Here is a 4,979-nt window from a genome sequence, read left to right as displayed (position 1 = left end):
GGAAGGTCTCGGGCGAGAGGTCGCCGTCGCGGCTGGCGAGATTGACGACCAGCTCGAAGGGCGCCGAGAGGGTTTCGGTCAGCGTGAAGTCGACCACCGCCAGGTCGAGGTCGTCGGCCCCGGCGAGCGCCAGGGTGAACTGCAGTCCGGTTGCGTTGGCCATCTCAGCTGCCCTCCCCTGTGGCCGAGCCGATCACCATCCCACCGCAGCTCACGGCATGGCCGGTGAGCGCCGCCGGCTTGCCGTCGATCAGGATGCTGCCCGACCCCTCCGCGATGGTACGCGGATGCGTCGAGTGCTTGGGCTTGTCGTGCGGCGCCAGGGGGTCGCCCTGGCGCGCCACCGGCTTTCCGTCGATCGTCACCGTGGGGCTGCCGGCAGTCACCGGCGTGGGGGGGAAGCCATCGTGGTCGGTACCGATGTCCCCCACGAGTACGAGCTTGCGTCCCATCTGTCGTTCTCCTGTGTCGAGTGCCCAGGCCTTAATCCCACTCGGCCGGTGCCTCGAAACTGGCCACGTTCGAGGCATTCACATGCATGCGCTGGAAGCCGGCCTTCTCCAGGCTGCGGATCGCCGCCTCGCAGGCCAACGGCAACCGGGTACGTAGCGGGGTGCCGCTCAGGCTGCGCCGGGCCGCCAGCAGCAGGCGGGCCCCGTGGCCACTGCCCCGCCACTCCGGCTCGATGAAGAAGAAGCGCAGCTGCCAGGCCGCCTCGTCATCCGGTCGGCAGGCCAGCAGCATGCCCAGCGGCGGCCCCTCGCCGTGCTTGAGCACCAGCAGCCGACCCTGCCAATGGGCCACGTGGCTGCCGTCACGCTGCAGCCACAGGCCGCGGTGGGCGGTGAACTCGAGGGCACGCCTGAGCGTCGCCAGGCGGGCCTCGTCGCGCAGCACCCAGGGAGAGTGTCCCCGGGCATCGGCGCGCTGCGCCGCCGCGAGGAAGCGCTCGATCTCCTCTTCCCCGGCCGCGTCCAGGCCATCCGCGGTCGCGGTACTGCCCGTCGCCGGGGTGCTGGGCGCCTCCTCCTTGCGCTTGCCGGGGAGCAGCCGCTTAAATATCGCCAGCATCGAAGCCTCCCTCGGCGTACAGGGCAGTGGGCAGCTGGTAGCCAGCGACCAGCGGGCGCGTGAAGGGGTTGCGCGAGCCGTTGGCGTGCAGCCGATAGCGCATCGAGCCGCCGTCCACGTGGAAGCGCAGCTCCAGGTCGCGCTCGCTGGCGCTGGTGATCTCGGCCTCGTCGAGCAGCCGGAACCAGGCCCAGGCGCCGTCGCGGGTCAGGCTGCGCGGCGAGCGGTTGACCTGGCTCGGCACCAGGGTCACGCGGCTCTCGTTGCCGCCACGCAGGGCATTGGGCCAGATCATCGAGACCCGGTTGCTGGCGCTGTGGGCGTACTCGATCAGCTGGCCATCGACGTTGATCACGCTGCGCCGCTTGTCGGGGCTGAGGCTGAGCGGCTCCAGCGAGAACTCCACGTCGAGCACGCCGTCGCGGCCGAAGTAGGCCTGACGGATGTGCTCGGCACGCTCGATGGCGGTGAGCACGCTGTCACGCAGCAGCGAGTTGCCCTCGGCATCGAGCAGTTGCTCCGGCGCCTCCTCGATGAACGGCCGCAGGTTGTCCTGATAGAAGCTGTCGAGGGTGCCACCGGCGGCGAAGAAGGCCTCGAAGTCGCTCAGGGCCACCTCCCGCGAGGCCTCGCGGGCCAGTGGATAGCGGCCGGCCAGCCGATCCTGGTACGGCGCCACCACCTCATCGAGCCACTGGTGCTCGAGATGCCGAATGGCGCTGGCCATCAGCAGCTGCCAGCTCTGGTCGGCCAGGCTCTCGAGCATCCGGTCCACCGGGGCCGGGGTGTCCTCGGCGATGCGCCTGAGGTTGTGGATGGGGTCGCCGCCGCGTAGCGCCAGGCGGTCACGGGCACTGACGAAGGCCGCACGCCCCGGATCGCTGGCCCCCTGCACCTGACGCAGGTAGTCGCGCAGCTCGGCGATGGCCGTCTTGATCTCGGCGATATCGGCCGGGTTGTCCCCCCGGGCGTCGAGCAAGCCGTTGAGCTCGCCGAAGTTCCGCTCGATCTCGCCGGCCAGGCGGTAGCGAGGCGAGCGCTCCAGCGCCTGTCGGGCCGCCTCGTCGTCGACCGGCAACTCGGGATAGAGGCGGGTATGGTGGGCGATCTCGCCCAGCAGGCGATCCAGCGGCCGGCTGGCGCCGAGCAGGGTGTCCGCCACCACCACGGCCTGGTCGATATCGGGAATCGGCACCAGGTCGATGTCGTCCAGCACCTGGCGCCAGCTCACGTGATAATCGCTGATATAGCGCTCGCGCAGCGCATCGCGCAGCTGACGCTGGTCGGCCTCGCTGAAGGCGATGTCGTCACGCCGTCCCAGCACCCAGAGGTCGATCAGTGCCAGCTCGGTGGCCTGTTCCATCTCCTTGAGGAAATAGCCCTCGAAGCCGTCGCGGGTCACCAGGCTGGGCAGGCGCAGCTTGTCCGGGTCGTCGTTGCGCGCCATGAACACCGCGCTGAAGGCCGGCCCCACGCCCTGGCGAAGGTCCAGCACCGCGCCGCTGCGGCTGTCGCTGTTCGCCTTGAGGGTGGCGTAGACCCGCTCGTCCATGGGCTGGCGCGAGAGCTCCTCCTGGGCGGCCTGGAGGCTGCCGCGCAGCGGGGTCATGGCCAGTTCGGCGTGCCGGTCGCCCGCGGCCACGTGTCCCTCCAGGTCGGTATGGGCCAGGGCGTAGTCGAGGTGGTCGAGCAGACGCTCCTGCACGCTGCCGCGCTGGGGAAACTCGCGCTGCCAACGCCGGGCCATGAAGTCGTGCACCCGCTCGGGCTGGCGACCGCTGGCATCGGACATCATGCGCAGGATGCGCAGCAGCGCCAGCTTCTCGTTGCTGCCCGCTTCGGTGCGGTTCATGTCATCCATGATCCCGACCATCAAGGCGGGCAGGAAATGGTACTCGAGCATGGCCAGATAGGCGCCTTCCACATCGCGGCCCACCGAGCGCCCCTGGTAGAGCCCCATGTCGGCCAGCCACGGCAGTTGGTCACGGTAGTCACCGAACTCGAAGGTGGCGCTGCGCAACCGGTCGAGCGGCTCGAGCAGCGCCTGGCCGGTGGGGTCGTCGCCACGCAGCTCGTCCGGCTGGGCGGTCAGGAAGTCCCGGGCCTTCTCCTCCACGGAGGCGAGTGCGGTGGCGTTCTTCTGGTAGAAGTGGCTCCAGCCGCCGACCAGCACCAGGCCCCCGAGCAGGCAGGCCAGCACGCTGGTCCGCCGCAGGCGTCGGCGCCGGCGTGCGGCGCGGGCATTGTCGCCGGCGAGTCCCGCCTCGGGGTAGATCACCTTGTCGAACAGCTCTTCGGTGAAGTAGAGGGCGCTGCGCGCCGCCCGGTGCGCCGGCTGCACGCTGTCGGCCATGCCGTAGCGACGCGCGGCGGCGTCGACGAAGGGGTCCTCGGGCACCCCCTGCTGGTAGACCGAGGTGAAATAGGTGCCCCGCACCATGGCCGCGGTGGAGAAGCGGTCGCTGGAGAGCGCCTCGCACAGGAAACCAAGCAGCACGTCACGCAGGCCGGCGAGCTGGCGCACGAAGCGGAACACCGACTCGCGCTCCTCGCGGTCGCGGCACTCGGCGAGCAGCGACGGCAGGCTGCGGTTGAGCCGGTCGAGCATGTCGTCGTAGGCGGTGGCGAACTCCTCCTCCCACCGGTCGGGCCTGTCGAGGCTGGCGGGGCTGAAGGTGAAGCCCAGGGGCGCACGCCGCGCGGCCCGGGAGTAGTGGCGGAAGAAGTCGTCGAAGCCGTGCAGCAGGTCCATCTTGCTGAAGGTCACGTAGACCGGCAGCCGCGCGCCGTGACGCTCCATCAGCTCGCGCAGGCGAGCCCGCAGCAGCGAGGCGTAGGCCTTGCGCACCGCCACCCGGGCGTCGCTCAGCCGGGCCAGGTCGAGCACCAGGACGACACCGTCGAGCGGCCGCTGGGGGCGATTGCGCTCCAGCCAGTCGACGAAGTGATCCCACAGTCGGCTCTGCAGCTCCTGGGGCTCGCCGCCCTCCAGTGCCCCCTGGGTCAGCAGCTCGCCGTCCGGGTCGATCAGCACCGCCTTGTCGCCGATCCACCAGTCGAAGCCGAACTGGCCCTTGCGGCCCTGGCCGGACGCCTTCATCACATGGGTCAGGGCGAAGTTCTGGCCGGAGCGGTTGATCAGGCTGGTCTTGCCGGCATTCTCGACGCCCATCACCAGGTACCAGGGCAGCCGGTAGCGCGCCCCCGGGCCACCCCCCAGGTTATCGACCAGCTCATTCAGGGTGACGTCGAGGGACTCCTCCTGCTGCTCGACCTGCACCTGGGCCGGGTCGAGCTGCAGGCGCTCGGCGTGTCGCCGCTCGGCATCCAGTTCACGCAGCCGCCGCGCCAGGCGAATGCCCCACACCAGCGCCACCAGGGTGACCAGCGCCAGGGTCGCCAGCAGCCGGTTGAGCCAGGGCCCCAGCGGCTGGCTGCCGCGCACTTCCCACATCGGCCCCAACCACCAGATCGCCACGACCAGGGCGGCCAGCAGCAGGCACCAGAGCAGGGCCGAGAGCTTGCTCGCCTTCTTGCCGATCCCCCGGGCCTTGTTGCCATGCCCCTTGGCCAGGTTGGCGTTGCCTTGCGCGCGTGAGGCGCCGGGTACCCAGCGACTCAGCCCTGACTTCAAAGCTTTCCACATGAGCCTTATCCCTCGTCCCTGTCGATGGTGTCGTCGAGCACGTTGTCGTGCATGAAGTGGTTCATCCGCCGGATGCCGTTCGTGAATGCCGTCATGTCGCCAGCGAGGCCTCGAGCCGCGACAGCAGCCCCGGCTCCCACTGCGCCAGGTCGATGCCCGCCACGGACTGATGCACCGCCCGGTAGTGCTGGGCGGCCAGCGCGGCCAGCCCCGCCTCGTGCAGCAGGTCGGCACTGGCCAGCCGCCAGTAGGCGGTCTCGCG

At 70.1% G+C, this 4,979-nt stretch carries 4 protein-coding genes; all 4 read right to left on the bottom strand.

Going from position 1 to position 4,979, the window contains the following annotated elements; translation table 11 throughout:
- Positions 1-164: 164 nt before the first annotated feature.
- Positions 165-452 carry a type VI secretion system PAAR protein gene (locus C1H66_RS00775; protein WP_102626019.1) on the bottom strand — a complete coding sequence of 96 codons (288 nt, stop codon included), beginning with the start codon at positions 450-452 and terminating at the stop codon, positions 165-167.
- A gap of 31 nt (positions 453-483) precedes the next feature.
- Positions 484-1,071, bottom strand: a complete 588-nt coding sequence (locus C1H66_RS00770; protein ID WP_102626018.1) for a GNAT family N-acetyltransferase — start codon at positions 1,069-1,071, stop codon at positions 484-486.
- Entirely contained in the window at positions 1,055-4,717 is a 3,663-nt protein-coding gene (gene tssM, locus C1H66_RS00765; RefSeq protein WP_102626017.1) for a type VI secretion system membrane subunit TssM, read from the bottom strand. The genes C1H66_RS00770 and tssM overlap by 17 nt, the downstream gene beginning before the upstream one ends.
- 91 nt (positions 4,718-4,808) lie before the next feature.
- Positions 4,809-4,979 (bottom strand): type VI secretion system domain-containing protein (locus C1H66_RS00760; RefSeq protein ID WP_205738611.1); only part of this gene is annotated, 171 nt, incomplete at its 5' end.

This window comes from Halomonas heilongjiangensis (assembly GCF_002879645.1).
Taxonomy (GTDB): Bacteria; Pseudomonadota; Gammaproteobacteria; order Pseudomonadales; family Halomonadaceae; genus Halomonas; species Halomonas heilongjiangensis.
The sequence above is the reverse complement of the archived record's forward strand: the minus strand, read 5'-3'. Positions and strand labels throughout refer to the sequence as shown.

Bases quoted from the DNA above. Each gene is read 5' to 3' on its own strand.
- C1H66_RS00770 (WP_102626018.1), bottom strand. From the start codon at position 1,071: ATGCTGGCGATATTTAAGCGGCTGCTCCCCGGCAAGCGCAAGGAGGAG.
- tssM (WP_102626017.1), bottom strand. From the start codon at position 4,717: ATGTGGAAAGCTTTGAAGTCAGGGCTGAGTCGCTGGGTACCCGGCGCC.
- C1H66_RS00775 (WP_102626019.1), bottom strand. From the start codon at position 452: ATGGGACGCAAGCTCGTACTCGTGGGGGACATCGGTACCGACCACGAT.